Origin of the sequence: Oceanobacillus sp. FSL K6-3682 (genome assembly GCF_037976165.1) — a bacterium.
GTDB classification, from domain to species: Bacteria; Bacillota; Bacilli; order Bacillales; family Amphibacillaceae; genus Oceanobacillus; species Oceanobacillus sojae.
On sequence record NZ_CP150263.1, the window covers coordinates 1461613 to 1487549 of the forward strand.

General features: G+C 37.7%; 26 protein-coding genes. 22 read left to right on the forward strand and 4 right to left on the reverse strand.

Translation table 11 applies throughout. The annotated features are described in order from the left end of the window. Positions 1 to 9 precede the first annotated feature (9 nt). The 17 genes from MHH51_RS07480 to cyoE all read left to right on the forward strand — a co-directional run bounded on the left by MHH51_RS07480 (position 10) and on the right by cyoE (position 16309). The gene (locus MHH51_RS07480) at positions 10 to 864 is read left to right on the forward strand and encodes an ABC transporter ATP-binding protein (protein ID WP_077603882.1); all 855 of its coding nucleotides are present in this window, start codon (positions 10 to 12) and stop codon (positions 862 to 864) included. Between the two features lie 46 nt (positions 865 to 910). Continuing rightward, on the forward strand, positions 911 to 1945 hold the full coding sequence (locus MHH51_RS07485) for an iron ABC transporter permease (protein WP_339285316.1): 1035 nt from the start codon (positions 911 to 913) through the stop codon (positions 1943 to 1945). After that, positions 1942 to 2976, forward strand: coding sequence for an iron ABC transporter permease (locus tag MHH51_RS07490; RefSeq protein ID WP_339285318.1), 1035 nt, complete (start codon positions 1942 to 1944; stop codon positions 2974 to 2976). The genes MHH51_RS07485 and MHH51_RS07490 overlap by 4 nt, the downstream gene beginning before the upstream one ends. A gap of 39 nt (positions 2977 to 3015) precedes the next feature. After that, on the forward strand, positions 3016 to 3927 hold the full coding sequence (locus tag MHH51_RS07495) for an ABC transporter substrate-binding protein (protein WP_339285319.1): 912 nt from the start codon (positions 3016 to 3018) through the stop codon (positions 3925 to 3927). Between the two features lie 58 nt (positions 3928 to 3985). Then, positions 3986 to 4972, forward strand: a complete 987-nt coding sequence (locus tag MHH51_RS07500) for an ABC transporter substrate-binding protein (protein ID WP_339285320.1) — start codon at positions 3986 to 3988, stop codon at positions 4970 to 4972. A gap of 22 nt (positions 4973 to 4994) precedes the next feature. Then, on the forward strand, positions 4995 to 5999 hold the full coding sequence (locus MHH51_RS07505; protein ID WP_147209947.1) for an iron ABC transporter permease: 1005 nt from the start codon (positions 4995 to 4997) through the stop codon (positions 5997 to 5999). After that, positions 5996 to 7018 (forward strand): iron ABC transporter permease, encoded by a 1023-nt coding sequence (locus MHH51_RS07510; RefSeq protein ID WP_339285322.1) that lies wholly within the window; start codon positions 5996 to 5998, stop codon positions 7016 to 7018. The genes MHH51_RS07505 and MHH51_RS07510 overlap by 4 nt, the downstream gene beginning before the upstream one ends. A 33-nt stretch (positions 7019 to 7051) precedes the next feature. After that, positions 7052 to 7807: an alpha/beta hydrolase-fold protein gene (locus MHH51_RS07515; protein ID WP_339286281.1), complete on the forward strand. Its 756-nt coding sequence runs from the start codon at positions 7052 to 7054 to the stop codon at positions 7805 to 7807. 249 nt (positions 7808 to 8056) lie between these two features. Continuing rightward, positions 8057 to 8554: a small multi-drug export protein gene (locus tag MHH51_RS07520; protein ID WP_339285324.1), complete on the forward strand. Its 498-nt coding sequence runs from the start codon at positions 8057 to 8059 to the stop codon at positions 8552 to 8554. Positions 8555 to 8701: 147 nt separating this feature from the next. Then, complete coding sequence (locus tag MHH51_RS07525; RefSeq protein WP_186813582.1) at positions 8702 to 8926, forward strand: hypothetical protein; 225 nt, start codon at positions 8702 to 8704, stop codon at positions 8924 to 8926. A 73-nt stretch (positions 8927 to 8999) separates the two neighbouring features. Further along, the gene (locus MHH51_RS07530) at positions 9000 to 10007 is read left to right on the forward strand and encodes a LytTR family transcriptional regulator DNA-binding domain-containing protein (protein WP_339285326.1); all 1008 of its coding nucleotides are present in this window, start codon (positions 9000 to 9002) and stop codon (positions 10005 to 10007) included. Continuing rightward, positions 10004 to 10711, forward strand: a complete 708-nt coding sequence (locus MHH51_RS07535) for a hypothetical protein (RefSeq protein ID WP_339285328.1) — start codon at positions 10004 to 10006, stop codon at positions 10709 to 10711. The genes MHH51_RS07530 and MHH51_RS07535 overlap by 4 nt, the downstream gene beginning before the upstream one ends. A 377-nt stretch (positions 10712 to 11088) precedes the next feature. Next, positions 11089 to 11997 (forward strand): glycine betaine ABC transporter substrate-binding protein, encoded by a 909-nt coding sequence (locus tag MHH51_RS07540; RefSeq protein ID WP_339285330.1) that lies wholly within the window; start codon positions 11089 to 11091, stop codon positions 11995 to 11997. A 230-nt stretch (positions 11998 to 12227) separates the two neighbouring features. After that, positions 12228 to 12674: a DUF4064 domain-containing protein gene (locus MHH51_RS07545; protein WP_339285332.1), complete on the forward strand. Its 447-nt coding sequence runs from the start codon at positions 12228 to 12230 to the stop codon at positions 12672 to 12674. A gap of 306 nt (positions 12675 to 12980) precedes the next feature. Beyond that, a complete protein-coding gene (locus MHH51_RS07550) occupies positions 12981 to 13661 on the forward strand; it encodes a response regulator transcription factor (protein WP_339285334.1) in 681 nt (226 codons plus the stop codon). Between the two features lie 4 nt (positions 13662 to 13665). After that, positions 13666 to 15108 carry a HAMP domain-containing sensor histidine kinase gene (locus tag MHH51_RS07555; RefSeq protein WP_339285336.1) on the forward strand — a complete coding sequence of 481 codons (1443 nt, stop codon included), beginning with the start codon at positions 13666 to 13668 and terminating at the stop codon, positions 15106 to 15108. A gap of 283 nt (positions 15109 to 15391) precedes the next feature. Further along, positions 15392 to 16309 (forward strand): heme o synthase, encoded by a 918-nt coding sequence (gene cyoE, locus MHH51_RS07560; protein WP_147209832.1) that lies wholly within the window; start codon positions 15392 to 15394, stop codon positions 16307 to 16309. A 131-nt stretch (positions 16310 to 16440) separates the two neighbouring features. Here cyoE and MHH51_RS07565 read toward each other — a convergent pair whose 3' ends face one another. The 3 genes from MHH51_RS07565 to MHH51_RS07575 all read right to left on the reverse strand — a co-directional run bounded on the left by MHH51_RS07565 (position 16441) and on the right by MHH51_RS07575 (position 19949). Continuing rightward, complete coding sequence (locus MHH51_RS07565; protein WP_339285338.1) at positions 16441 to 17739, reverse strand: arsenic transporter; 1299 nt, start codon at positions 17737 to 17739, stop codon at positions 16441 to 16443. Between the two features lie 339 nt (positions 17740 to 18078). Next, a complete protein-coding gene (locus tag MHH51_RS07570) occupies positions 18079 to 18498 on the reverse strand; it encodes a universal stress protein (RefSeq protein ID WP_147209830.1) in 420 nt (139 codons plus the stop codon). A 14-nt stretch (positions 18499 to 18512) separates the two neighbouring features. Then, positions 18513 to 19949, reverse strand: a complete 1437-nt coding sequence (locus MHH51_RS07575; RefSeq protein WP_147209945.1) for a SulP family inorganic anion transporter — start codon at positions 19947 to 19949, stop codon at positions 18513 to 18515. An 87-nt stretch (positions 19950 to 20036) separates the two neighbouring features. Here MHH51_RS07575 and MHH51_RS07580 point away from each other — a divergent pair, with 87 nt between their 5' ends. Then, entirely contained in the window at positions 20037 to 20594 is a 558-nt protein-coding gene (locus MHH51_RS07580; RefSeq protein WP_147209829.1) for a recombinase family protein, read from the forward strand. Positions 20595 to 20692: 98 nt separating this feature from the next. Here MHH51_RS07580 and MHH51_RS07585 read toward each other — a convergent pair whose 3' ends face one another. Continuing rightward, on the reverse strand, positions 20693 to 21994 hold the full coding sequence (locus MHH51_RS07585; RefSeq protein WP_339285341.1) for an aminotransferase class V-fold PLP-dependent enzyme: 1302 nt from the start codon (positions 21992 to 21994) through the stop codon (positions 20693 to 20695). Positions 21995 to 22275: 281 nt separating this feature from the next. Here MHH51_RS07585 and MHH51_RS07590 point away from each other — a divergent pair, with 281 nt between their 5' ends. From MHH51_RS07590 to MHH51_RS07605, 4 genes are all read left to right on the forward strand, one after another. Beyond that, the gene (locus MHH51_RS07590; protein ID WP_339285343.1) at positions 22276 to 23172 is read left to right on the forward strand and encodes a LysR family transcriptional regulator; all 897 of its coding nucleotides are present in this window, start codon (positions 22276 to 22278) and stop codon (positions 23170 to 23172) included. Positions 23173 to 23461: 289 nt separating this feature from the next. Beyond that, on the forward strand, positions 23462 to 24220 hold the full coding sequence (locus tag MHH51_RS07595) for a 5-oxoprolinase subunit PxpA (RefSeq protein WP_147209826.1): 759 nt from the start codon (positions 23462 to 23464) through the stop codon (positions 24218 to 24220). 31 nt (positions 24221 to 24251) lie between these two features. Beyond that, a complete protein-coding gene (locus MHH51_RS07600) occupies positions 24252 to 24977 on the forward strand; it encodes an allophanate hydrolase subunit 1 (RefSeq protein WP_156987336.1) in 726 nt (241 codons plus the stop codon). Further along, positions 24974 to 25936: a biotin-dependent carboxyltransferase family protein gene (locus tag MHH51_RS07605; protein WP_156987334.1), complete on the forward strand. Its 963-nt coding sequence runs from the start codon at positions 24974 to 24976 to the stop codon at positions 25934 to 25936. The genes MHH51_RS07600 and MHH51_RS07605 overlap by 4 nt, the downstream gene beginning before the upstream one ends. Position 25937 lies beyond the last annotated feature (1 nt).

A 25937-nucleotide genomic window follows, 5' to 3' on the forward strand; every position in this document is an offset into this window, starting at 1 on the left:
GGCGAATCAATGAAAACAATTGAAGTAAATAAAATCGATGTCGGCTATGCAAATGAATTAATCATTAAAAATCTCAGTATTTCGATTCCATCTAATAAAATCACAACCATTATCGGCCCAAACGGATGCGGCAAGTCAACTTTAATCAAAACAATTGCACGTATTTTAAATGTGAAAGGCGGTGCAGTCTTTTTAGAAGGAGAAGAAATTCATAAGGTTGATACAAAAGAGATTGCAAAACGTATGGCAATTCTGCCTCAAACTGCTGAAGCGCCTGGTGGGCTGACAGTATATGAATTGATTTCTTATGGACGTTTTCCTTATAAAAAAGGAATGGGTTCCTTAAGAAAGGAAGATTACGAATATATTAACTGGGCAGTTGATGTTACGGGGCTGACAGAGGTCCAGAATCGAGCAATCAGTGCATTATCCGGCGGACAGAGACAGCGGGTGTGGATTGCAATGGCACTGGCACAAGGGACAGATACGCTTGTGCTGGATGAACCGACTACTTATTTAGATCTGGCACATCAATTAGATATTTTACTTTTATTGGAGCGCCTTAATAAAGAAGAAGGACGTACCATCATTATGGTTTTACATGATTTAAACCATGCTTCCCGTTTTTCTCATTATATGATTGCGATGCGTGATGGAGAGGTTGTAACAGATGGGACACCGGAGGAAGTAATGACCTGTGCTAATTTGCAGCAGGTTTTTCAGATTGATGCACACTTAGCAAGATGTCCGCATAGTGCAAACCCGATTTGTTTATCATACCAGTTATGCCAGGCAGAGAAAGCATCTGCGTGCTGCAGTATAAATTCTGCGTCTAAAGCATATCATCAGACGGCATCTGGTTAAAAGATATAGAAATAAGTAAAAGTACTAAAGCGAAAGGTATCATCCCATGAATGAACAAGAAGAACTAAAAGAAGTAAAAAAAACAGTGCGTCCTATCCGTGGTGTGATTATTTTAACGGGTGGAAGTCTCCTTTTACTATTATCTCTTATGCTGGCTGTTTCGCTAGGAGCAGCAGATATTCAACTGAAAACAGTGTGGCAGGCAATTTTTCAATTTGATCCTGATCTACAGCAACATCAGATTATCAGGGAAATACGTTTTCCCCGCGTACTTGGAGCAGCTATTGTCGGCAGCTGCTTTGCAGTATCAGGGGCATTGATGCAAGGGATGACACGTAATCCGCTTGCTGATTCAGGATTACTTGGTTTAAATGCAGGAGCAGTTTTTATGTTAGCCTGCTGTTTTGCATTTTTCCCGGACTTGCCTTATTTATATATGATTTTATTTTCATTTCTAGGCGCCGCGCTTGGAGCGGGAATTGTATATGGAGTCGGATCTCTGTCTAAAAATGGGCTGACCCCGATACGTCTGGTGCTGGCTGGGGCGGCAGTAAGTGCACTTTTAGGCGCTTTAAGTGAAGGAATTGCGCTTTATTATGAAATTGGACAGGATTTAGCATTCTGGTATGCAGGAGGTATTTCTGGTACAAGCTGGAACCATTTGCAAATCATTACTCCATGGCTGCTTCTTGCGTTGGCTGTTGCAATGACATTATCTCATTCGATTACGCTATTAAGCTTAGGCGAAGAGGTTGCCGTCGGATTAGGAACGAAAACTGGACGTGTTAAATTAACTGCTTCTATCATTATTGTTATTTTAGCCGGTCTAGCTGTTTCTGTAGTTGGTGCGGTGAGCTTTGTAGGATTGATCGTACCGCATATTGTCCGCTGGTTTATGGGATATGACTACCGCTGGATTATCCCTGGAACAATTATTTATGGTGCTTTACTTGTGGTGCTGGCTGATTTAGCAGCACGCATCATCAGTCCTCCTCATGAAATGCCAATTGGTGCGTTAATTGCCTTATTAGGCGTACCATTCTTTTTATACTTGGCAAGAAAGGGCGGAGGGATGGTATGAGAGCAGAAAAATACAAACAGCATAGTCAGAAAGGTAAAGCGAAAAGAGCAGTGTTGGTCAGTGTTACCTTAGTTTTTCTGATTATTATCATATTTTTTATCAGCTTAAATACGGGGAGTATTTATTTAACACCAGCAGAGGTTATCTTAACCTTATTTGGCCAGGGTACGGAGCAGCAGAATCTTATTTTATTTGATTTTCGTCTGCCGCGTATGGTTATCGCCCTGCTTGTAGGAACGGGTCTGGCTATCTCAGGAGCGGTACTGCAGGGTATTGTCCGAAATCCATTGGCAGATCCCGGGATTATCGGTATTAATGCGGGAGCCGGCTTATCTGTAATGTTATTTCTATCTTTCTTTGCGGTAACGACGATGATATCTATTATTCTCATGCCTTTTTTAGCTTTTCTTGGAGCCGCAGGAGCTGCATTTATCATTTATGTGCTTTCTTATAAACGCTCTGAGGGAATTACGCCAATGCGATTAGTGTTGACAGGGATTGCAGTTGCAGCTGGGATTAATGCATTAATGATTGTTTTAACACTGCGATTGAACCCGGAAACCTATCAATTTCTGGCAACTTGGCTTGCGGGAAGTATTTGGGGATCTGATTGGCAGTTTGTTCTTGCCTTGCTTCCTTGGCTGGTTATCCTGATTCCATTTGTTTATTCTAAAGCGATGGTTTTGAATATTCTTCACTTAGGTGAGGAAACGTCAATTGGATTAGGAGCAAATCTGGAAAAAGAACGGCGTATGCTTTTAGCTTCAGCAGTCGGACTTGCCGCAGCGAGTGTTTCTGTCAGTGGCGGAATCGGGTTTATTGGCCTTATTGCCCCACACCTCACCAGACAGCTGGTTGGCGATAAGTATGAGTATGTAATCCCTGTATCAGGATTAGTGGGAGCACTGCTGCTTCTTCTGGCGGATATGATTGGAAGGTTCATTAAACAGCCGGAGGTACCGGCCGGAATTATTGTAGCAGTAATTGGAGCGCCTTACTTTTTATATTTATTAGCCAGACTGAAAGATTAATATTTTAAAACAATATAAAAATAGAAAGAGGAAAAACAAATGAAAAAGCTACTATTTCTTTTTGGGTGTTTGCTTTGTCTTATCGTTATAGGCTGCAGTAATCAGTCAGATGGAAAACAAAATAATGCAGGAAAAGAAGGATCAGATAAAACTGTAACATATGAATCAGAGCAAGGGCCGGTTGAAATACCAGCCGGTTCTCAGCGAATTGTAGCGCTGACAAATGGACCAAATGTCTTCGCCTTAGACGGAAATTTAGTAGGAGTAGATGAATGGACAAAAGCAAATCCACTTTTTGAGGAAGGCATGGCAGATGTAGAAGTGGTTTCAGAAAATGATCCGGAAAGTATTTTAGCATTGGAGCCGGATTTAATTATTGCCGGGTCACATATGGAAAATCTGGATGAGTTAGAAAAGATTGCTCCGACTGTTATTTATACATGGGGAAAGCTGGATTATCTAGAACAGCAATTGGAGATTGGTAAATTACTAAATAAAGAGGAAAAAGTCCGGGAATGGATTGATGACTTCAGTAAGCGAGCTAAAGCAGCTGGTGAGAAGATTAAAGAAAAACATGGGGAGGATGTTTCTGTTTCCGTATTTGAAACAGATTCAAAAAATTTCTCTGTCTTTGGAGATAATTGGGCCCGCGGCACAGAAATATTGTACCAGGCTATGGAGCTGGGTATGCCAGAAAAAGTGCAGGAAGACGCACTTGCTGAAGGTTATTATAGCTTATCGCTGGAGACTCTGCCAGAATATGCAGGAGATTTTATTGTTCTAAGCAAGATGGGAGCAAATAATGAATTTACGAAGAGTGAAACATGGAAGTCTATTCCAGCGGTGGAAAACGGTCAGGTGATTGAATTTGATACAAAAGAAGCCACATATAGCGATCCAGTTACACTAGAGCATTTACTCAAGATTTTTGAAGAAGGATTTCTTAAATAAGAAGAATGTTTTACTTCGTCTATCAAACAACTAAATATATGAATGGAGAAAAAAGAAAATGAATAAAAAGTTCCTATCAATCTTTATTTCAATCGTATTTTTCATTATGCTGGCTGCGTGCGGTCAAAATAGTGATTCACGGGAAAAAGACGAGAATAAAGCCGAAGCGGGTGAAGAAGAAACTGCTGCGCCGGAGGAAAATGCTACACAAACCATTGAATACTTAGAAGAAGAATATACGGTCCCTGCCAACGTAGAAAGAATTGTTATTACAGGAGCGATGGAGGCAATGGAGGACGCGGTGCTTCTTGAAGTGAATCCGGTTGGTGCAGTAACAGTAGCCGGGGAATTTCCAGAGGTTTATTCCAGTGCAATGGGAAATGCAGAATCTATAGGTGAAAAACAAGAGCCTAACTTTGAGAAAATTTTGGAGCTGCAGCCAGATGTTATTTTGGGGACAACCAAGTTTCCAGAAGAAGTTATAGAAAAATTAGAGAAAATCGCACCGACTATTTTAGTATCACATATTTCTTCTGATGGAGAAGCAAATCTTCAGTTAATGGCAGCATTAGCTGGAAAAGAAGAGCAGGCAGATCAGATTTTAACAGAATATCAAGAAAACGTTGAAGCAGCTAAAAGTACATTAACAGAGCAATTAGCAGATGAAAAAGCAGCCGCAGTCCGTATAAGAGGCGGAGAAATGTTTGTCTATCCTGAGGATGTTTTCTTTAATACCGTGTTATATGGCGAACTGGGATTGGAGGTTCCGGAAGAAGTGCAGAAAGCGGAAGCGCAGGAAGCCATTTCTGTAGAGCAGCTGGCTGATATGAATCCCGATTATCTTTTCTTACAAATTCCTGAAGGTGCAGATGGGGAAAGTAGCCAAATCTATGAAGATATACAGGCAAACCCGATTCTTCAAAATGTAGAAGCCTTTAAGAATGATCATGTCTATGTCAATGTGGTTGATCCTTTGCTGGAAGGCGGTCCGATATACAGCAGGGTGTTATTTTTAGAACAATTGCGTAACAAAATAGAAGAATAAATGGATGGAGGCAGTGTGGTTTATGCGCTCTATCATAAAAAAATATGCAATAATTATTCTAATAGTACTTATCCTTCTGGTAATCACAATGGCAGTATCAATTGTCTATGGCTCTAAGTCAATCAGTCTTTCTACTGTGTGGGAGGCTTTTATCCGATATGATACTGAGGATATGGATCATTTAATTATTCATACCTCCAGATTGCCCAGAGTTCTCGGAGCGTTACTTATAGGAGCTTTTATGGCAGTTTCTGGAGCTCTGATGCAGGGAATGACCAGAAACTATCTTGCTTCCCCCTCGATTATGGGGGTGGCAGACGGATCTGTGTTTGTTATCACATTATGTATGATTTTTCTGCCTGATGCCGCACCAATGACGTTGATTCTCTATTCTTTAGCCGGTTCAGCGCTGGGAGCATTACTTGTTTTTTCCATTGCCCGGTTATTACCGGATGGAATGACACCATTAACGCTGGCTATCTTAGGAACAATTCTGGGGACTTTTTTAAATGGAATTTCCCAGGCTATGGCCACGTACTTTCAAATATCACAGAATATGAGTTTCTGGTACAACGCACGTCTGCATCAAATGGATCCAACCCTTATAAAATGGACGGTACCATTTGCTATTGTAGGATTATTCCTTGCGATTTATGTTTCCAAGGCGATTACAGCCATTTCTTTTGGTGATGAAGTAGCACAGGGGTTAGGAATTAAAATCACGGCAATGAAATCATTAACGATACTCAGTGTTGTTATTTTAACTGGTATATCTGTAGCAATGGCAGGGAAAATTGCTTTTATCGGCTTAATTATTCCGCATATTACCCGATTTTTGATAGGGGAGGATTATCGGAAAATCATTCCATTCTCTGCGATATTTGGAGCTTTGTTTTTAGCCTGGTCGGATATTATCAGCCGTTTTATCAACCATCCTTTTGAAACACCAGTCGGCGTAGTAACCGCACTATTTGGTGTTCCTTACTTTCTTTATTTAATTAAAACGAAGGGAGGAAGGAGCTTTTGAATAAGCGTAACTATCGCAGTCGTTTTATACTCACTTTTGTCCTAAGTGCATGTTTAGCTATATTCGTTATGTATTTGAGTGTAACAAATGGGACGTTTGATATCACGGCATTAGAAGTGATAAGAACACTGCTGGGCCTTGATAGTGCAAGTGACCATACTTTAGTTATTTTTGAATTTCGATTGCCGAGGATTTTGATCGGTGCTATGGTCGGCTTTGCTTTAGGCATTGCGGGGACTGTTTTACAAGGGTTGACAAGAAACCCATTAGCTGATCCGGGGATATTAGGCATCCATGCAGCGGCGGGGCTGTCTATTGTTATCTATATGTTTGTAGTGAAAGAGGCCATTAAAAGTGCTGGCTGGCTGTCCGTTTTAAATATGACATTCTTTGGATGGATTGGCGGGGTTGCCGCAACAGCTTTTCTGATTCTTTTCTCCAGACAGCAGGGGAGGGTTAATCCCCGTATGCTGATACTTGTCGGTATAGCACTAAATTCAGGATTTAGTGCGTTAACCTTGTATATTTCATTAAAGATGAATCCGCAGGATTTTGAGATGGCAACCGTCTGGATGTCAGGAAGTATTTATAGTGCATCTTGGGCACAGATTACAGCTATATTACCCTGGATTATCTGCTTTGTTCCAATCTTGATCTGGCGCTCTTCTATATTAAATGTCCTGCAACTAGATGAAATTTCAACAATGGGCATTGGTGTGAATTTGGAAAGAGAACGCCGTATTTTATTAATATGTTCTGTTGCGCTTGTCAGTGCCAGCGTGGCGGTATCAGGAAGTATCGGTTTTGTCGGATTAATTGCTCCGCATATTGCGAGGCGTTTAGTAAGTATTCATCATCAGTATAGTCTGCCAATCAGCGGAATGATCGGCATGCTGATGGTATTAACAGGAGATTTTATCGGAAAAACAATTTTCTCTCCTGCAGAACTGCCGGCAGGAATTGTTATTGCCATTATTGGTGTACCTTATTTTGTTTATCTGCTGGCAAGGTCCAGATGATAAGAAAGAATGAACGCAGGAGGTAATTATTTGATGTATCACAAGGAAGTATTTCAGTTTTCTGGAAAGCATCACCCATATGTTATAAATGTATTTATTCCTGAACAACCAGTTCCAGATAACGAGTTTCCTGTGTTATATATTCTGGACGGGAATGCTTATGGAACGCTTTTTAGTGAGATAATCAAACTGCAAAGCAGACGCTCAGAAAAAACGGGGATAGATCCGACGATGTTAGTTAGTGTAGGTTATGAAGGTGATGAACCATTTCAGCCGAATCGGATATATGATTTTACACCATTTGCAGAAGATACAGAACTTCCGGCGAGGCCAGATGGGTCACCCTGGCCGGAACATGGAGGAGCTGAGATTTTTTTGGACTTTTTGGAGAAGGATTTAATCCCATTTATTAATGAGAAATATAAAACAAATAAGCAGAAGCAAACAATCTTTGGCCATTCACTCGGCGGGTTATTTGTTTTATACACGCTATTTCAACGTTCACACCTTTTCAGCCATTATTTTTCTTGTAGTCCTTCTATATGGTGGAATAAGCAGACAATTCTATCCTATGAAACAAAGATAGATGATAAAAATGTAAAAGGTTTGTTTATTGCTGCAGAACCGATAGAAAATAAGCAAATGTATGCAAACGGATTAGCTATGTATGAAAATCTTTCTGAGCGCAATAAGGGGATTAAAACAGCTTTTTTTGCACCGGAAGGAGAGAATCATATGTCTATCGTGCCTACTTCCTTTAGCAGGGGGATGCGATTTTTGCATAAGTAAAATAAAGAAAGGAATCTCTTAGGAGGTTCCTTTCTTTTCTTCGTTAATATTTTAATTTATTTTGATTTAAAACTCCGTTCATTCTAAAATAACTCCATTCACCCTACTCTTTTCCAAAAATCGAGTACCATTTATCATCGTTCAGACTCCGTTCAATGTTTTCTCCCCTCTCTTCATCAGTATTCTAATGCAGCAATATATTCTCTCCCATATGCTTGAGACAACAAACACATGAGGAGTGAATATTTAATGGAGTGGTTTCAGAATCTATTGATTAATTTAATGGAGGCAGACACATGGGTGCAGTATTTAAGTGTATTCCTTATTTCTATTGTGCCCTTCTTTGAATCGTATGTAGCAATTCCAATTGGGATTATCTTTGGATTTCCTAGTATCCAGGTTGTTTTAATTGGAGCTGTTGGTAACTGGCTGTCTGTGATGGTGTTTATTTGGGTTATTTCTGGTTTGCGAAAGAAAGTAGTCGCTAATAAAGGTAAAGACAGCAAAAGAAAAAATCGCGCGCAGAATATATTCAAAAAATATGGTGTTGCAGGCCTATCCTTTGCAGGGCCGATTATTTGTTATCACGTATGTGCAGCGATTTCTATTGCATCAGGGGCTAAAAAATCTTATGTGAGTATTTGGCAAGCGATTGGTATAGGAGTATGGTCTGTTGCATTAGGAGTAGCTTTTCATTATGGTATCAATCTTTTGGAATATCTTCCAAATCTAAACCCATTTTCATAGGAAAAAGACGTGATTATCAAATAGAGATTTTGAGTCATGGATTATTTCCTGGGGAATAATCCATGACTTCCAAAAGATATGCATTAATAACAATTTATGTAAAAATATTATTGTATCGTTTATTTCAGTTTTAAGGAGAGATATATGATGAAAAAAATAATACAGATAGTTGTAGCTTTACTGATGATATTGCTAGCAATTATTCCATTTCTGGTTGTCTATGATCCCTTATCACAAGCTATTCCAGCATTACCGGAATTTGAAGCTCCCGGATGGTTTGTGCCTGTCGGGTTTATCAATATTGCCTTAATTGTTGCTCTGTCTTTTTTGTTAGCATCTTTAAGCTCAAACAAAGATTCCGGCAGCCATTAAAATAATGGTTAAATAACAATGATTCCTATATGATTAAAATGAAGAAAACGAATGCAATAAAGGAGTAGTTTGGATGGTAATTTCTTTTAATCAGCTAAGAAAAATTGAACAAAATACAATCCTGCTGCCGGAATTGAATTTAACCGTTCAAAAGAAGGATATTGTCGCTGTTCAATGCGAAAACGAATATATCGGTCATCTGTTTGATCTGTTAAATCATCCGAATCAGATAAAAAAGAAAGCAATTACCTTACCAGAAGGCGGATTTCAAAATGTGTATCTGTTTCAGCAGACAGACGGCTTATATAAACGGTTAACCGTGATACAAACGCTTAAATTTTGGTGCAAATTATATCAGCATCAAGCAGATTTAGAAATGATTTTAAATTTATGTGAATTACAGGCCTGTGCATCGAAGAAGACAAAGCAGTTGACTCGATCTGAACAGCGCCGTTTACTGTTTGCTTCAGCACTGATTCAGCAGGCTGCTGTATATATATTTGAAGATCCTTCTCTCGGATTGGATCTGCAATCAAAGCATGTACTTCATAATTTGCTGATACATCTGGCTGATAAAGGCGCAGCAGTACTATTGTTTACACCGACATTGGAAGAGGCAATCCGTCTTGGCAATTCAGTTTACCGTTATTCTAATCGGGGTACTCAGCAGCTGGAGCAGGATATAGAGGATACAGAAGATGTGGGGAAAGAGAACCACGAGGAAGAGATGACAAGTATACAGGTACAGTTAGATAAGATTAGTGCAAAAATTGAGGATAAAATCATTCTCTTTAATCCGCTTGAAATTGATTATATAGAAGCTCGTGATGGACAGACTTATCTTTTTGTAAACGATGAGGAGTTTGCGTCGTCTAATACGATAAAAATATTAGAAGAACGCTTACAGCCGCTGGGCTTTTTCCGCTGTCACCGTTCTTATCTGGTTAATCTGCAACGTGTACGGGAAATTATTATTTGGAGCAAAAACAGCTATAGTCTCAGTCTGGACAATCCATCGAAAAGTACCATCCCATTGTCGAAAGGAAATTATAGCAAGCTGAAAGAGTTGATTCATTTATGATGAAAAAAAGAAAGCAGGTACGTTTGGATCGGTGGAAGGCGTTGCTGTATAAGGATATATGTGATTTGCGCTGGAATGGGCAGGTATTACTTAATTTTATTGGTGGAATTTTTTTGATTTCTTTACTTGCTTTTGTTCCGGAAGAAACCATCTCATTATCTTTTTTACTTGGATTTATTTTCGTAATGCTTACCATGCTGATGCAAGGTAATTTAATGGTTGAGGAGCAGGAGCAATGGACAATTCGACGTCTAAAGCAAGCTGGTTTTTCGTTTAAAGAAATCTATATTTACAAAATGATAGTCACGTTTACAGCAACAGTACTTGTATTGGTTATATTCTCTGTACTTTACGGAAACCATTTTTTATTTAGCATAAAACTATTTATATTGGTTTTGCCTATCATGATTATCATGCTAGTTGCAGGAACTTTCTTAGGAATAAAAACAAAGAATACCATTGAAATTAGTCTTTATGGTGTGCCAATCATTATATTATATTTTTTTGTTGAAGGTCTCCTGATGAATAGCAGTAAGGAGGATATGCCCTGGCTGGTTGTATTTCCAAATTATCATCTTCATTACGGAATTGATCAGCTTTACTTCAATGAACCATTTCTTTCTTATTTTGTCGTTCCTGTGATATGGGTGACAGCCGTAGTTGCAGTATTTGTAAGCTGGTATAGAAATCAGAATTTTGATTAGAAAATGATATGATACGTTTTCCTTAAATGATAAATAAACTAAAAGCGGCAGATGAATTGTCTGTCGTCTTATTTTTAGAATTTAAAAAGAATATTATGACAATTTAATATAAAGGTATAATTACAAGGTATAAGCATTAAATCTATGCTTTTGCATGTTGAAGTATAAACAAATCAGTTTTTTCCTGTTTTAAGTGATTATTTGCTGATTTATGACATTTGAAGGAGTTGTATTAGAAAGGTAAAATAGTAATTATCTTGCTAAAATCCCTTTCAAAGAGGAATTGTAGGTTAAGCAATTATTAAAGAGATATAAAAAACATAAAGTATCCAAAAAAGGTTTATTTTACAGAATGAAGAAAGGGGAGCAATACTATTATGAAAAGTGTGAAAGGTATTGGATTTATTATCTCAATTTTGGCTATATTCTTACTTGCAGCATGTGGAAGTTCAGATGATGCTTCAGGAGATGGTGCCGAGGATAATGATAGTGAAGCGGTAGATCATACAATAATCGGAATTGAACCTGGTGCAGGTATTTCTGTTACAACTGAAAAAGCTATTGAAGAATATGATAATTTAAAAGGTTGGGATGTTGAATTATCATCTACTGGAGCGATGATGTCTGAATTAGGTACAGCTATTCAGAATGAAGAACCAATTATTATTACAGGATGGAATCCGCACTGGATGTTTGCGCAATATCCGGATATGAAATATTTAGAAGATCCTCAAGGTATTTATGGCGGAGAAGAAACGCTTAATTCTTTAGCAAGAATAGGATTTGAAGAGGATAATCCAGATGCATATAAATTTATTGACCAGTTTGAATGGGAAGTAGAAGACATGGAAGAGATTATGTATGAAGCGGAAGAAACTGGTGAAGACATAGAGGATATTTCAGCACAATGGGTGGAAGACAATCAGGATAGAGTAGATGCATGGGCTGAAGGAGTTAATGACGGCAATGGAGCAGAAATTAAACTTGCTTCTACACCATGGGATTCTGAGCGTGCATCCTCTGGAGTTTTAAAAGCGGCAATGGAACAGCATGGATTTCAGGTAACGGTTACCGATGTAGATGTTGCGGTTGTCTTTGAATCTGTTGCTTCTGGAGATGCTGATGCTACTTTAGCAGCCTGGCTGCCAGTAACACACAAAGATTTCTATGAGAAGCAGAAGGATAACTTAATTGATTTGGGACCTAATTTAGAGGGAGCTAAAATTGGCCTGGTTGTTCCGGAATATATGGATATTGATTCAATTGAAGATTTAGAGCCAAAGTAATTAAATAAGTGATGAAGCCTTATAGGGAAATCTGCTGAGTAATCAGTACTTTTTTTCCTATAGGGCTTTTTATTTTTAAACTATTATGATTGGCAGCGATGGTTTAAAAAGAAGAAAAAATTACCTGTAAACCGTTACATTCCTTTTCATTTTTCCTGTTTATGATTTAATATAGAAGAAGGGTAAAAAGATCGATACATAATTTCATATGTAAATAGGGGGGTGCGACTTTGAGAACAGGAGAAGTCAAATATAATATCAGCATTATATTTATTATTATTGCTATTCTATCATATGGTCTTTTAGCAATGAATTCCTACAGTATGCTTGGTGATTTAGATTCTGATGAGGAGTTCAGAGAGGAAGTAGAGGATAGATTACAAAGTACAGGAGATGAACTCGGCGGTGTAACGCAGGAAGAACAAATAGAAATTTTTAGTAATAGTGTGACCTTTGTTATTATAGTTGCAATTATTTCAATCCTTTTAGGTATTACGGCAGCGGTCTTCTTAGGGAAGCGGATAAGAGTAAAGCTTATTGGTATATTGCTGATCGTTTTAGGCATTTTAAGTACTATTTTAACACTGGGATTAGGCATCATCGGTGGTATTGGTTATCTGATTGCTGGTGTGATGACGGTGGTAAAACAGCGGAAAGCAGGGAATGGAATAATATAAAAATAGATTGAAGTGAGAAACACACATACTGAAAAGTGGTATGTGTGTTTCTCACTTCATTGTTTTTAATGGTTATTATATTTATTTTATGCTTCTTTATAATATCTTTATTTTTATTATCTAAACTATTGAATAAAAAGAGGGTTAATTAGAAAAAGGGGTTAATCTAATCATTGTCAGTCCTGCTGTTAATGATTAAGCTAGCCGAGAGCAGAAGCTGAAAATGTTCTCTCTGATATTGTCTCTAATTTTTAGAGGCTATATACTAAATATAGGGATTCGGAAAAGAAAGATAGGATGATAAGAGTGAAAAGTAAAATTATGCTTGTAGATGATGAGAAGGATATCGTAACCTTTATGAGAGATTCCCTGGAGGATGAAGGATATCAAATCCTGGTTGCTTATAATAGTGAGGAAGCCTTGCGTCAACTCCCGCAGCAGCCGGATTTAATTGTGCTTGATATCATGATGCCGGGAATGGACGGATATCAGCTCTGTGAAGAGATACGGCAGCATGTATCCTGCCCGATTCTATTTGTCAGCGCAAGAAATACAGAGCATGACCGGATCAAAGGTTTGGTGGTAGGAGGAGACGATTATATAGAAAAGCCATTCAGTTTAAAGGAACTGAAAACAAGAATTTTTGCACATTTACGGCGGGAGCATCGGAATTCGCATAAGGCTTATCATCGGATTCATGCTAAAAATCTCATTATTGATACATTGGCCTATGAAGTATTTTATCAGAATGAAAAGCTGGCCTTCACATATCGGGAATTTGAGATTATAAAGTTCCTTGTGATGCATCCCAATCAGGTTTTCTCCAAAGAACAAATTTATGAACAGGTTTGGGGAATAGATTCTTTAGGAGATTCTACAACAATCACAGAGCATATTAAGAAAATACGTGCAAAAATTCAAAAGTATGATCCGCTTTCTACCTATATATCAACTGTCTGGGGTGTCGGATACAAATGGGAAGGCTAATATTATGTTAGCGTTACGAAAACAATTAAGCCGTCATTTTTATCGTATTATGCTGTTTAGTATTCTGGCAACTTTGCTTACCTGGATACTTGGATTTCTTTTATTTACTATCATCAATCAAAACAAAACATTGAATCCTGCTAATTACTATGAAAGCCAGATTCCTGAAATGGTTGATAAGGTGAATGCGCAGGATGATATATTGAATCCGGATAATCAGGCGATGTTAGACAAAATCATTCCTTTAGAGGGATTAGACTATCAGATTGTGAATGCAGAGGGGCAGATTCAATATGGCAGTATGAGCGAACGCTATCTTACTTCAAGAGAGGATGTTTTTACGCAGCTGAATAAAAATATTTATGATAACAATCGGATTGTTGTATACTATCCTATTTTTGACAGTGGGCAGAATTTTCTTGGAGCGGCTGGATTTCGGTATCAATTATCCGTTATATCGGCAAATGCAGAATCGCGGATGCTTCTTTTCAGTTTATTCATTTTTGCTATTATCACACCGTTTGTATATATTTTTCTGTTTACTTTTATTATTGGCAGACGCTGGGCGAAACGAATGAAGGAGCCGTTTAATGAAATTATCGCCGGTGCCGGAAAAATAGAAAAACAGGATTTAAATTTTACGATGCATAATCAAAGTAACATTAAAGAACTGCATCAGCTTGTTGCAGCATTTGATAAGATGAAGACAGCTTTAAAAGAAGCACTTGAAAAACAATGGGGTATGGAAGAAGAAAGAAGAGAAATGGTTGCAGCTGTGGCTCATGACCTGAAAACACCGTTAACCATTATTCAAGGACATGCAGAGGGAATATTGGAAAGTAATCACGAGCTTCCAAAGCGGATAACACAGTATTTACAGACTATTCTTTTAAATTGCCAGCGATCTATTCGTTTAATTCAAGAATTAAACGATGTATCCAGCTATGAGAATACAGAATTTTATTTAGAAACAGAACCAGTAAATCCTGAAGTGCTTATTCAGAATAAAATGAACGAGTTCAGACAGCTATGTCATGCACAGAATATTGAGCTACGGGCTTCTATTCATAATCCGGAAGGCAATCAAGATTTATTTTACCTGGATCCTTTCCGGATTAACCAGATGCTGGATAATATATTAATTAACAGCTTACGCTATACGAAGGAGCGGGGGACTATCACATGGGAAACATATATATCAGAAAAAGAACTTAAATTTATTATTGCCGATAGCGGTCCAGGCTTTTCAAAAGAAAATCAGGTAAAGCTTTTTAAAAAGTTCTTTCGGGAGGATAAAGCGCGGAATAGTGCAGACGGTCACTCTGGTTTGGGCTTATTTATTGCCAAAGCCATTGCAGAGCAGCATCACGGTAAAATCAGTGCGAATAATCATCCAGAGGGAGGGGCGGTTTTTACAGTAACTATTTGTAATATGAAATATAAGTAACTTTTGATTTTTTAATCCGCGTATCTTTAAAAGCTGCATGGATTTCTTTTTTTGCTATAGAAAAAATCCGGCACAGACGCAATTTAAACTCTAATATTTTAAAATTGCGAAAACGCGTTCTTCTAATGTTCACAATTTCATCTGATAAAACCTTTTATATAAGCAAATTAACTGGAATTAAAGTAGTGTATGGTATATATTTTTCTTAGTGCTTAAAATTAATTATATTTATTTGCATGTTTTAAATTTGATATAGATAGGTAAAAGGGAGATTAGATCAGAAATGGCAGAAGCAGCAAATGGGCAAAAACAAAATATGTCCTTACTAAAAATTCTTTCGCAAACGGTAAAAACAGGAATTATCCGTTCCAATTTGATACCGATGTTTGCGGGATTAACATTATCTTTATACACATACCAGATTGGTATTTTAGAGAAGCTGCCGGAAATCCTGTTTGCCTTTTTAGGCTCTATTTTCGTGATAGGGGCAGCGGGAGCTTTTAATAATTTATATGATCGTGATATTGATGCGATAATGAAAAGAACACAGGGGAGGCCGACTGTTACAGGAGAAATCAGGCCCGCGACGGTATTGTGGCTGGGTATTATCATGGCAGCGGCAGGAATTATTCTGCTTTCCCTGACAACCCCGCTGGCAGGGCTCTTGGGTTTTCTGGGATTGTTTTTTTATGTTGTTCCTTATACTATGTGGAGCAAGCGGAGAACAGTATTTAATACAGAGATTGGCAGTATCTCCGGAGCTATGCCTCCTTTAATCGGCTGGGCAGCGATGTATCCAGATATCACACATCCGGCGATTTTGGGATTGTTTGTGATTGCAGTTATCTGGCAGATGCCGCATTTTTATTCTATTGCAATCAGGCGGCATGAAGAGTATCAGGCAGCCGGAGTTCCAATGCTTCCTGTTGTAAAAGGAGTAAGACGGACATATATCCAAACTAATATTTATTTAGTGGTTATGATAGGAATCAGCTTTTTACTAAGCTCTTTAAGTGTCGGCCTTATGCTTGTATCTCTTATAATGGGTACGGGCTGGCTTGCTCTAAGCATTTTTGGCTACAAACGGATGGATTCGGAAAAATGGGCCAAATCAATGTTTATTTATTCTCTTATTCATATGACAATTGTTTTTTCAACAGTGATTATTTATTCACTGATGGGGATTATTTTTAAATTATAGTTTGATATGGCGAGTTGCATCAATTAATAAGAAAGAACCAATTCTGATTTAGAGTTGGTTCTTTTTCGTGGGAGGGAATTTAGTTCTTTAACTGAACTTCTTGCGTTTATTGCTCAAGTTTTACCATGTGTTCAAAAAATCAATAGAGTCAGGTACAGTCCTAACAAAGTAATAAAGAGAATAGGAACAGTTAAAATAATACCGATTTTAAAATACTCTCCCCACGAAATCTTTATTCCTTTTTGCGATAGTACATGAAGCCAGACTAAGGTTGCCAGAGAGCCGATTGGAGTGATTTTCGGACCTAAATCAGATCCAATCACATTGGCGTAAATCAGGGATTCTCTGAGAACACCGGATGTGCTTGTTTCTGCAATGGCAAGCGTATTAATCATTACTGTCGGCAAATTGTTCATAATGGAAGACAGGATTGCTGCGATAAAGCCCATTGCAAAGGTTGCAATAAATAATCCCTGGTTGGCTGCAGCCTGAATTACTGCGGCGAGGGCGGAGTTAAGGCCTGCATTTCCCAGACCATAGACAACGACGTACATACCAATAGAAAAGATAACGATATTCCATGGAGCATCTTTAATAACTTTTTTAGCTTGTACATATGGACTGCGTCTTGCTAAAAAGACAAAAATTACTGCTATTAGCCCTGCGATAATAGAAACAGGTACATGAATAAATTCACTTGTAAAATAGCCGATAAGTAATAATGTCAAAACAAACCAGGCTAAACGAAATATTTTAATATCCTTGATAGCATCCTTTGGTTCTTTTAATTTCGATAAATCATATCTTTTAGGAATTGTTCTGCGGAAATAAAGCAGCAGAACTAAAATCGTCGCAATAAAGGAGAAAAGGTTAGGGATTATCATCCGGACTGCATACTCTGCAAAGCCGATTCCAAAAAAGTCAGCAGATACGATATTTACCAGATTACTAATGATAAAAGGAAGTGAAGTTGTATCAGCAATAAATCCTCCGGCGATAATAAATGGAAAAACCATATGTGCTTTAAAATGTAAATTCTGAACCATTGCGAGTACGATTGGTGTCAAAATAAGAGCTGCTCCATCGTTTGCGAATAATGCTGCCACTACAGTTCCTAATATACTGACATAAATAAACATCTTCAGCCCGTTGCCTTTAGCTGCTTTAGCCATATGCAGTGCAGACCACTCAAATAAGCCGATTTCATCTAAAACTAAGGAGATTAAAATAATGGCTACAAACGCCAATGTAGCATTCCAGGTAATATCAATTACTTCCAGAACGTCTGCCCATCCAACAATCCCTAATAAGATAGCGAGGACAGCTCCACCTGATGCAGACCAGCCAATATTCAGACCTCCAGGCTGCCAAATGACAAAAATAAGTGTAATGCTAAAAATAATCAATGCAATTATAAGCGTTGATGTCATAATAATTCTCCTTTATATGACTTTCTTTCATGGAAGCCATGCTGCCTGCCCTATATTTGTTCAAAGCACTATTAAGAAAAAAGAAATTTTTGCATATGGGTGTAAAAATAAATAACTATATGATTATATAGCCCAATCTATTGAGACAGCAAACATAAATTAAAATAAGGACACCAAATTGGGTTTAATCCAGATTTGGTATCCTTGTTTTTAAAAAAGGCGAGGGGTGGTTATTATATAGATATCTTGATGATTTTAAATATGGACTGGTTTTATTTACTTAAGTTAAGGGCGTAAACATTCTTTTAACTTTAGGTGATTAAGATGATTAGCTTATCATTATTTCACAATCAACGCAGGACAATGCGCGCGTTTCATTACTTTGTGACTTACGCTGCCCAGTACCATTTCCTGCAGTGCATTTAAACCTCGACTGCCGATTACTACAATATCTACCTTTTGGTCATTGGCATATTTAACAATTTCCGGACCAGGCTTTCCACGTAGAATAGTAGTCTTGAAATTTGCATTTGCATCATGAAGAAATTGGATTACTTTTGAATTTTTTTTACGGCGTTCCACGTCGATTGCTTCACTGGAACTGGAATGCAGTACATCTGTTTTTGACTTTTCATAGTCGATAACATACGTAACGTCGATAATAGCTTCTTTATCATACGAAGCCAGTTTAACCGCTTCTTTAGCTGCACGTACCGCATTTTCTGAGCCGTCTGAAGCCAGTAAGATATGTTTATACATAAAATATCTCTCCTTTAATGTGATGACAAAACACCATTCAATTTATCCATTATTTTCTTACTGGAAGTATCCAGTTCTACAAGTTCAACCTGAATGCCTTTTGTTTTTAACAGATCGACTACCTTTAAGACAGCGCCGACACCGGAATCATCCCAAATTTGACTCTCAGAGAAATCAATCTGGATTTTTTTACTCTGTATATCAGATTTTTTAAAGTAATTAACAAATCCATCAATGGAAGCAAAAAAGAGCTGACCCTGAATGTGGTACCGAGTCCCGTCATTTGAAATTTTAACTGTTGAAATTTTTATAACAAAGAAAATGGCACTTAGTAGAACTCCGGCAAGCACACCTTTTGATAAGTCATGCGTATAAACGACAATCACCACAGTAGCTAACATAACCAGCGCGTCTGTCCGGGGAGCCTTCATTAAATATTTAAATGAGCTCCAATCGAATGTTCCAATACTTACCATAATCATTATGCCTACTAAAACTGGCATTGGGATTTGAACAACAAGATCACCCAGCACAATAATAAGGAACATTAAAAAAATTCCTGCAATGAAAGTAGATAAACGGCCGCGGCCGCCAGATTTTACATTAATCACAGACTGTCCAATCATTGCGCAGCCAGCCATACCGCCAAAGAATCCGGTAATAAAATTGGCAATACCCTGGCCGCGGGCTTCTCCGTTTTTATTACTTTCTGTTCCAGTCATGTCATCAACAATTTGTGATGTAAGTAATGTTTCCAGCAGCCCTACAATAGCCATTGATAGGGAGTATGGAAAAATAATTTGTAATGTTTCAAACGTCCAGGGCACATCCGGAATAAAAAAAGACGGGAAGGCTTGGGTAATGGCTCCAAGATCTCCTACTGTTTTAAGATTTACTCCACTGAATATGGCAATGGATGTTAATGCTACAATGGCAATCAACGGAGCTGGAATTACCTTGATGAAGCGCGGTAAGGTATATAATAGAATTAATGTTATGCCCACAAATACATAGGTCATTGTTGATATACCGATGAAATGTTCCAGCTGTGCAGTGAAAATCAAAATAGCTAACGCATTTACAAAACCGATCATAACGGCATTTGGAACAAATTTCATGACTTTGGCAACCTTGCATATACCAAATAGAAGTTGAATAATACCTGTTAAAATGGTTGCAGCCAATAGATAATCAAGTCCATAATCTCTGACCAGTGGGACCATAAGTAACGCCATTGCTCCAGTGGCTGCAGAAATCATTCCAGGACGGCCTCCGGCAAAAGAAATGACGACAGCAATAATAAAAGAGGTGTATAAACCGACCATTGGATCTACACCTGCTATAATAGAGAAAGCTATTGCTTCAGGAATAAGAGCGAGCGCAACGACAATACCGGATAAAATATCAGCCCGGATATTACTGAACCATTGTTGTATTAAATTTTGCATGATGAACTCCTTTTCTAAATTACTTTTCACATTGTAGCACTAGTTTTCCTAAAAAGGAACCCTTTAGGGAATAAAATAGGAGCGGATAATATGATATATGGCTATACAAGACCTTTATATAATGATATAAAATCTCAAAATCAACTAAATTCTCTTAGAAATAAATGTGACCGGATTTATTGCGAAGAACATGGAAGTCCTAAAAAAAGGGATCAGTTGGAGGCGCTTTTAATGGAGATACAATCAGGGGATTGTATCTTAGTAGAGAGAATGATTGCTTTGGCTGACACATTTCATCATTTGATGGAAATATTAAAAGTGTGTGAAAAAGATAATGTGAAAATTCATTTTCTGAATGAGGACATTCAAAGCGATACACTGCTGAATATTTATTTACAGAATATGGTGATGTATATGCTTCAATTCCAGTCAGACAGTATCAAACAATCCACAACGCAAGGGATGTATAAAGCGAAACAGCGGGGGAAATCTATAGGTCGTCCAAAAAAATCGGATGAAAATATTAAAAAGGCTATTGCAATGTATCATGATGGTTATACATTATTCGATATCAAAAATGAAACCGGAATAAGTAAGTCTACATTATACCGTTATTTGGAAGCGTTTGGCGGGGAAGAGGAGAATTAAACTTTTCAAAGTAAAAGTCAGCCGCCAGCAAAGATTGGCTGAAATAAAGAGAAATCCAAATACAAATGAATTTTTATATGTTTGGATTTCTTTTTTCTCTATTCGAGCTCTGAAATAGATTCGGTGATTTCTAAAAACTTTTCAATATCAGATATATTATGACAATGCATCGGCGACACACGAATGGCGCCAGGGATACCTAAAGAAATCAGCATCCTTTCCGAATAAGGGCTTCCCATGATTCTTTCAAATACAATACATCCCCGTTTCCCGTATTCCCGTGCAGCGGCAGAATAATCGAGATGATCAAATCCGATTGCCACAATTAAATCTTTATGCAGCAGGCTTTGGGTATCTGTATAAATGGTAACCATTGGATTTTCTCGTAGCCCTCTGGCATTTTTCGTTCCATTTAATAAAGCAGAAAGAAGTGCTCTTTCATGTAAGTGAATTTTTTCCATACCTTTTACAAATAGTGCTCTCCGATTCTTTGTATCCGTGTAATTTTCACCAATCCAGCAGACATAATCAACAATCGCTGAAATAGATGCATAATTTGACGGTGTTGGAGACCCTAATTCCCACTCGTCACTTTTTTTAGCTAATAGCTTATGATGGCGTAGATTGGCTAATCGGGGAGAGACCCAGCCGATACCGATCCCACGATTTCCAAAAAATTTGTAGGGCGCCATAGTAACGGCATCGACTCCGGTATCCTTTACGTCAATGACCCCGTGAGGAGCATGCTGTACAGCATCTGTAATTACGTATAGATCAGGCTTTATTTTTCTGGACTGTGCTGCAATTTCTTTGATGTCCATAATTGATCCAGAAATATTGGATGCTGACATAATACTCACAAAACAAGTATCCTCGTCAACTAATGCTGCTACTTCTGCAGCATCAATCCCGCCAGTATCAGGATTTGCTTTTGCTACCCGCAGCTCCATGCCCATTTTTTGTGCAGCATAAGAGGCTGCATCATAAGCAGAAGGATGCTCCATCGCTGAAGTCACAATATTTTTGCCGGGGACATTTTCTGCAATCGTTTCAGCAATTTGAAACATCACCTGAGAAGCAGACAGCTGTGTGATAATGGAGCCTTCATCCGCACCGAAAATAACTTTTGTCATATCCTCGATGCTTTGTTTTTTGATTTCCTGCAAATCAAGGGAACGGTTGTGAACTCTGTCTGGACAATCAGGAAAGCTTTCAATAAATGCTTTTATTTCTACAGCACTTTTTAATCTGAGAGATCCACCGGAGTTCTCAAAAAATAATCTTTCTCCATATTTCGGATCTTCATCCAGATAATAAAATTTATCTTTTATCTCTTTCTGCAGCTGAGGAGAAAAGAATTCCCCTTCATTTTGTATTTTTTCTATTTGTTGGTTAGACATGGATAATCTCCTCCTTTAAACTGGACAAATAATGAAAGCATCTGTATTTCTGTATGTAATTATGTATGATCAGCTTTATTATCTAATAACTGAAAGCGATTTTATTATTGAAGGAAAGCTGAAGAGAATAGATAGATTACAAGCAATTTCAAAATGATTACAGATCAATGTGTGTTTCAAGCTTTCATGTTAGTAAAAATTGTAGCAAATGATTGAAATATAGTAAAATTAAATTTATAGTTATTAATTATCGATAAAATAGATATAAAGGGAGGGGTAGTATGAATTTTAATCAAATAGAAGCTTTTTTAACAACAATTAGACTGGGAAGTCTTTCAAAAGCAGCGAATCACTTATATGTATCTCAATCCACTGTAAGCCAGCGTTTACATTCAATCGAAAAAGAATATGGCATCCTATTACTTAATCGGGACAGAGGGGTGAAAGGTATTTCTTTAACGGATGAAGGAGAAAGGTTTTATCAGATTGCATTGGAATACGAGCTTCTTCATGCAGAAGCCAAAAATATGAAAATGAGAAGCGGCAATATGACCATTACTATTGGTGCTGTTGATAGTGTTCATAATTATATATTTCAAAACCTGTATAAAAAAATCACAGAAGAAATCCCCAATATTCGTTTAGCAGTCAGAACATATCAATCAAATGAAATCTATTCATTGATAGAACAACGGAAAATTGATATAGGTTTATCGCTGCAGGAGCGCATATTACGCCATATTCATCTGAAAAAGCTATTTGCTGAGCAGCTTGTACTGGTTCAGTGCAGAAAAAGAGGAGAGCAGCGAAAGGTAATTGCAAATGAAACGCTTCTCCCTGAAAATCAGCTGTACATTTATTGGGGAATCGACTATCAAATTTGGCAGGAAAAGCATTGGGGATCATCTTCTAATTCACATATTCAAATTGATACGGTAAAAATGCTGCAGGAATTTATCGTTGATTCTAATTTATGGGCAATTGTTCCGGTTTCTGTTGCCAGGAGTCTCTATAAGGATGAAATTGTTAATGTTTATATGCTGGAAGATCCGCCGCCAGATAGAATTTGTTATATTGTGGAACGGGAAGGAGGGAATCGTTATTCAAAGAAAATAAATGAAATTCTGCGTCATTCTATGGAGGAAATCGAAAATATTGTCAGACCCTGGAACGAATAAGAAAGAATATGAGCATAGTGGAATAGAAGTTTTATATCGTCCATGCCTTTTTTTGTATGGGCGTTATTTATGTTAAATGAGAGTTTTTCTATTTTATGGCAACCATATTTCACAGCTGTGGACCTTTTCTTAAACATCATTAAATATTTGATTTTTAAATATTTAATATTTATATATTGTATTTTACAATAAAACAATTTGAGTGTTACGATACATTACAAGCAATTCTAATTTGAAATAAATACTTTATGATCAATTTATTGTAAGCGGATACAGGGAGTTGGATATTATGAAGCACACTATTGATATAAATACGGATATGGGAGAGGGCTTTGGCAGGTATACTGTAGCGAATGATGAAAAGCTGCTTGATATCGTAAGCTCTGTAAATATTGCCTGCGGTTTCCATGCCGGCGATCCAGTGATAATGAATAACACAGTTAAAAAAGCTGCTCAAAATCAGGTAGCAATCGGGGCACATCCGGGCTTGGCCGATTTAATAGGATTTGGAAGAAGAAAAATAAATGTAACGATGGAAGAAGTAACGACAAATGTGCTTTATCAGCTTGGAGCTTTGAGCGCATTTACAAAGGCGCATCATACAACTTTGCGTCATGTTTCTCCGCATGGTCAGCTCGGACATTATTGTGTTCAGGATAAGAATTTTGCCAAAGCGTTTATGGAAGCAATTAACAGCTTCGATGAATCTATTAAAATAGTTGCTCTGGAAGGTGAATTGGCAGAGGAAGCGAGAAGGCAGGGCTATACGGTTGTTAAACAGATTTTTTCCGACAGGGCATATAATAATGATGGAACTTTGGTAGAAAGATCCAGAGTAGGTTCAGTAATAACAGATTTTGATGAAATGGTTACCAGAACGATCCAGATGATTAAGGAAAATACAGTAAAAACCATTGATGGTAAAATAATAAAAATGGAGGGAGATATTCTTTGTATTCATAGTGATACCGCCAATTCAGATGTTCTTGCTGAAAAGCTCAAGGCAGAATTGGTGAAAAACAATATCAGCATTTCCCCTTCCACTTAACTGTGAATTTACTAAATAGGGGGGCGTAATAATGAATGACTACAAGATGACCAGTTATGGTGATGCAGCTATCTGTGTTGTTTTTTCTGAAATATTTACGGAAGACGCCTGGATGAGGACACATGCTTTAGCTGCAAGGCTGAAGGAAGATAATTATCAATGGCTTTTAAGTATTATTCCTACGTATACTACGGTGATAATTCATTACAATATTATTTTGATAGACAAAGAAGCTGTAACACAAATAATCAGAGAAACTATTAATAAGCTTGATCCTGAATTAAAAGTCCAAAAAAGAGATACACATTTTCTTCCTGTTGTTTATGGAGGAGAATTCGGTCCTGACTTACCGGCGATTGCAAAAAGGTTATATATGACAGAGGAAGAAGTTATCCAGAAGCATATAAACAGTCCAAGTCAGCTTTTATCTTTTACAAGTCCGGCAGGCCAGCCTTTAATGGGGAAATCTGAAATTCCGAATACGATTCCCCGAATGGAGACACCTTATGTGAAGATTCCTAAAGGCACGATTGCAATTGTAGGCAGTCAGACAACAATTTATACAAAGGAAACTCCGGGAGGATGGAGGTTGATCGGGCGCACTCCATTGCAGGTTACTAATCCAGAACAAATTCCACCATCCCCCTTTAAGATTGGAGATCTAATACAATTTTTCAGAATAGATGAAAAAGAATGGGATTTCTATAAAAATAAAAAAGTAGAAGATATGCCGTATCTATTGGAGGAACAAAAATGAGTGACGAGCTTCTCATCTTAGAATCAAATATAGCATCTATTCAGGACATTGGAAGGTATGGGTTGGAGAATTATGGTTTTAGTATCAATGGGGCACTTGATCAGTTTGCTTATAAGATAAGTAATGCTTTACTGGGAAATCCGCTTGAAACACCGGCTATTGAAGTAACAGCCTTTAATTTTGCATTAAAAAGTCATGTTGATATCAGTGTTTGTGTTACTGGAGCACAGGCAATTGTTGAAGCAGACAATGAAGTCATGCCTCAATGGGAAACCTTTATATTAAAAAAAGAAAAGAAATTACGTATTTCCAAGATTCATTCTGGTATGAGAGTGTACATCAATATTGCAGGGGGAGTAAATGTCCCGCTTATACATGGAAGTGCATCCTACGATAGCATGATAGGTATCGGTACAAAATTAACTAAAGGAGATACGTTATCTTTAAATGGAAGTCTAACTAACTGTATAAGGGATAAAGTGCGTATGCCGAAAGACGATATACCAGGGTATCAATCTCCTTGGAAAATCAATGTATGTCCTGGCCCTGATGTTGCTATTTTTAAAAAGCATATAAAGGTTTTTGAAGAAGCAAAATTCCGGGTTTCTTTGGAAAGTGACAACATTGGTATCCGGCTGGAGAAATATAGGTTAACCAAATTCTCACCACAGCAGAATTTATCAAGAGGTATTATTCCTGGCGCGATAGAAATTACCCCGCATGGCCAGCCTATTATTCTGCATAGGGGCAGGGGAGGAACAATAGGATATCCGGTAATAGCCTGTATTTCTTCAGCTGATTTGGACTTGGCGGGACAGGTAAGACCTCATGATACTGTCCGATTTACTTTTATCTCCACGGATAAAGCCATAGAGATTTATAGAAAAAGAGAAAAATATATTCGGCAAATACTGGATAAGAGCCTTGAATTAAATGATATATCAACAAAAGAGGAGTGAT